This window comes from Streptomyces sp. NPDC048275, from assembly GCF_040652275.1.
In the GTDB taxonomy this organism is placed as follows: domain Bacteria; phylum Actinomycetota; class Actinomycetes; order Streptomycetales; family Streptomycetaceae; genus Streptomyces.
In genome coordinates, this window is sequence record NZ_JBEZLR010000101.1 from 36,278 (window position 1) to 36,664 (window position 387).

The following is a 387-nucleotide window of genomic DNA, read 5'->3' on the forward strand; positions in this document are numbered from 1 at the left end:
GGTACCGCAAAACCCTCCAGAGCGCCTGACCGACCGCCGCCGTCCGGTACCGCGAAACCCGGCGGGACGGCTGAAAGCACCTCCCCGGAATAATGCATTCCTTTTCGATCCGGACCCGGCGGTTCCCTCCGCCGGGTCCGGTTATTTGACGGATGTCTGACCTTTTTCTTTCCTCTCCCGGAACCTGCTGCGCCGGGTCTGCGGATTCTGACCCAGTCCTGCAACGGACCGTATTGAAGGAGAAGTGCGCGCTCGAACAGTCTTGTGACTCCGAGCGGAGTCAGGGGAGGTTCATCGTGCGCAAGGTGCTCATCGCCAACCGTGGCGAAATCGCTGTCCGCGTGGCCCGGGCATGCCGGGATGCCGGGATCGCGAGCGTTGCCGTGT

Annotated in this window: 1 protein-coding gene; it reads left to right on the top strand. The window is 63.6% G+C overall.

What is annotated here, in order from left to right:
- Positions 1-296: 296 nt before the first annotated feature.
- Positions 297-387 (top strand): biotin carboxylase N-terminal domain-containing protein (locus AB0D57_RS38720; protein ID WP_308427085.1); only part of this gene is annotated, 91 nt, incomplete at its 3' end.